At 73.4% G+C, this 3,119-nt stretch carries 5 protein-coding genes; all 5 read right to left on the bottom strand.

Annotated features, from left to right (window positions below; genetic code table 11):
- On the bottom strand, positions 1–732 hold a 732-nt coding region (locus G3I65_RS18595), incomplete at its 3' end, for an acyl-CoA dehydrogenase family protein (RefSeq protein ID WP_160697234.1).
- Entirely contained in the window at positions 725–1,000 is a 276-nt protein-coding gene (locus G3I65_RS18600) for an acyl carrier protein (RefSeq protein WP_160697235.1), read from the bottom strand. The genes G3I65_RS18600 and G3I65_RS18595, both read right to left, overlap by 8 nt.
- Positions 1,001–1,858: a 3-hydroxyacyl-CoA dehydrogenase family protein gene (locus G3I65_RS18605; RefSeq protein WP_160697236.1), complete on the bottom strand. Its 858-nt coding sequence runs from the start codon at positions 1,856–1,858 to the stop codon at positions 1,001–1,003. It lies immediately after the preceding gene.
- A gap of 87 nt (positions 1,859–1,945) precedes the next feature.
- Positions 1,946–2,224 carry a hypothetical protein gene (locus G3I65_RS18610; RefSeq protein ID WP_160697237.1) on the bottom strand — a complete coding sequence of 93 codons (279 nt, stop codon included), beginning with the start codon at positions 2,222–2,224 and terminating at the stop codon, positions 1,946–1,948.
- Between the two features lie 32 nt (positions 2,225–2,256).
- Positions 2,257–3,119, bottom strand: an 863-nt coding sequence (locus tag G3I65_RS18615; RefSeq protein ID WP_160697238.1) for a helix-turn-helix transcriptional regulator, incomplete at its 5' end; no start/stop codon positions are given.

Genomic DNA, 3,119 nt, shown 5'->3' on the forward strand with positions numbered 1-3,119 from the left:
GCAGGCCCGCAGGATGCCGACGCAGCCCCACGCGACCGAGATCCGGCCGTAGGCGAGCGCGGTCGTGACGAGCATGGACAGGTCGACCCCGCCACCGCCGAGCACCGCCGAGCGCGGCAGCCGGACGTCGTGGAGCCGGACGGTCGAGTGGCCGGCGGCGCGGCACCCGCTGGGGTGCGGGACGCGTTCGATCGTGACGCCCTCGGCGTCCGACGGCACCACGACCGCGGTGCCGAGGCCGTCGAGCTCGCCGACGACCACGATCAGGTCCGCGTACGCCGCGGCGGTGATCCAGACCTTTTCGCCGTTGACGACGACGTCGTCGCCGTCGGCGCGGACGGTGGTGGCCACCGACGACAGGTCGCTGCCCGCCGCGGGTTCGCTGAAGGCCACCGCGGCCAGGTCGCCGGAGGTCAGCCGGCCGAGGTAGGCCGCCCGCTGGGCGCGGTCGCCGAAGCGCTGGATGGTCCAGGCCGCCATGCCCTGCGACGTCATCACGCTGCGCAGCGAACTGCACAGCGCACCGGCGTGCGCGGTGAACCATCCACTGTGGAGGCTGCTCGCGCCGAGACCGCCGTACCCGGCGGGCACTTCCGCGCACAGCAGGCCCCGCGCGCCCAGCGCGCGCAACAGGTCTTCGGGCAGCCGTCCCTCGACGTCCCAGCCCGCCGCCCGGTCACCGACTTCGGCGGTCAGCTCGGCGGCGGCCGCTTCGAGGGGGTTGTCACTCATCGAGCAGGCGCCCCACGAGCGCCGTCATGCCTTCGACGGTGCGGAAGTTGTCGAGCTTGAGGTCCGGCCCGACGATCGCGATGCCGTAGGTCTGCTCGAGGAACACGACCATCTCCATGGCGAACATCGAGGAGACCAGGCCGGTGCGGAAGAGGTCCTGGTCGACCGGGACGTCCTGCTTGACGCGCCCGGCCAGGAACTCCGTGATCTCGCGCGTGACGGCCTCCGGCGCGCGCGCCGGGGTTGCGGTGGTGGAGACGTCGTTCACTCAGAACACCTTCCCGTACTCGTAAAAGCCCCGGCCGGATTTCCGGCCGAGGTGGCCGTCGGCCACTTTGGACAGCAGCAGCGCGCACGGCGCGTGCCGCGGGTCGCCGGTGCGTTCGGCGAGCGCCCGCAGCGCGTCCGCGAGGTTGTCCAGGCCGATCAGGTCGGCGGTGCGCAGCGGGCCGGTCGGGTGGCCGAGGCAGCCCTGCATGAGCTCGTCGACCGCTTCGACCGACGCGGTGCCTTCTTCGACCAGCCGCGCGGCGTCGTTGATCATCGGGTGCAGCAGCCTGCTGGTGACGAACCCCGGCGAGTCGCGCACGACGATCGGCTTGCGGCTCAGCCGTTCCAGCAGGCCCAGCACCGCGTCCAGAGTGGACTGACCGGTGCGCGGGCCGCGGACGACCTCGACGTTCGGGATGAGGTACGCCGGGTTCATGAAGTGCGTCGCCAGCAGGTCCGCGGGCCGCTCGACCGCTTCGGCGAGTTCGTCGACGGGGATGCCGGAAGTGTTGGTGATCAAGGGGGTTCCGGGTGCGACCAGCGCCGAAAGCTCGCCGAGCACCGCGGCCTTGACCTTGTCGTCTTCGATGATCGCTTCGACGACCGCGGTCGCGTCCTTCGCCGCGGCCAGGTCGGTCGTCGCGGTCAGCTCGCCTTCGCCGACGTCGGGGAACGCGCCCATCAGCCGGGCGTGCCGCAGTTGCTGCGCCACTCGCCGCTTCGCCAGTTCCACCGCTTCGCCGTCGACTTCGACCAGGGTGACCGGAACCCCGTGCCCCAGCGCCATCGCCGTGATGGCCGAGCCCATCACCCCGCCGCCGATCACGGCCGGCCGATCCTGCGCCTGCCCGCCCACCGCGCCTCCCTGAGTCTCCGGGATTTTTCCCTTGTCCGGGGAGCGTCGGTCACCGCGGTCGCACCGGTCAACGAACAGCGCGCATGTCTAGGGTTTTCCGTCGGCCGCGTCGGCGCTCAGCACGCCCAGCGCCACCAGGTCGCCCATCCACGCGCGCAGCGAACCGGTCAGCTCCGCCGGTTCGAGGTCGCACGTCGGCGCCAGTGCCAGCGCCGCGGCGGCGGGATCCCAGTCGTGCTGGGCCAGCGCGATCCACATCGCCGCGCCGAGGCCGCTGGCGAGCACGCGGTGCTCCCCGGTGGGCAGCACCATTTCGAGCACGCCGGTGTCGTCGACGATCACCGCCAGGCCGGGCACCGGACGCATACCGCTCCCCCGTGGTTGTGGCGCGGCACCGGTCACAGCGCCGGTTCCGGTGCGAGCAGGCCGCCGGGGAACCGCTCCTGCAGCTGGGTGCGGCCGGTGACGCCCAGCTTGCGGTAGACGCTGGTCAGGTGGATTTCGACGGTCCGAACGGCGAGCTGGAGCGCGTCGGCGATGGTCCGGTTGGTGGCACCGGTCGCGGCGAGCTCGCCGACCCGCCGCTCCCCCAGCGTCAGCACGTCGGTCACGCTGCCGGTGACCGGGTAGTTGCGCCCGCCGGCCGCGGTCACGCCGGCTTGCGCCTCTTCGGCCCGGCTCCAGAACCCCGACCGCACCGAAAGGTCCACCGCGGACCGGAACGCCCGGCGCGCGCCCTGGTGGTCTCCGCCGCGCAGAAGCGCTTGTCCCAGCGCGGTTTCCGCCTCGGTGAGGTACCAGGACGCCGCCGTCCCGCCGAGCACTTCCACCGCCTCGCGGAGCTTGCCGACGGCGGCGTCGCCCTCGGCCACCAGGCCGTGGCCCAGCAGCGCCATTCCCCGCGCCGCCGCTGATCCCCAGGCACGGGCCAGTTCTCCGCCGTGCGCCACGAGGTCCGCGGCCTCCGCCCGCCTGCCGAGCCGGACCAGCACCCGGGCGGCGTCGAGCCACCACGGGACGAACAGCGGGTTCGCGCAGCCTTCCGCGCGCAGGGCGGCACCGCACCGGTCCAGGTGCGCCAGTGCCCCGTCCAGGTCACCGCGTGCCTCGGCGAGCCTGCCGCGGGCCAGGAAGTGGAACGGGAAGCGGAGCACGGACCCGTCCGGCCCACCCCGGTCGGCGCGGGCCATCGCCGCGGCCGCGCCGTCGATGTCGCCCTGCTGCAGCAGCACCAGCGCCTGGACGACCAGCGGCGCGGTCG

It is taken from the genome of Amycolatopsis sp. SID8362, from assembly GCF_010550475.1.
Classification (GTDB): Bacteria; Actinomycetota; Actinomycetes; order Mycobacteriales; family Pseudonocardiaceae; genus Amycolatopsis; species Amycolatopsis eburnea.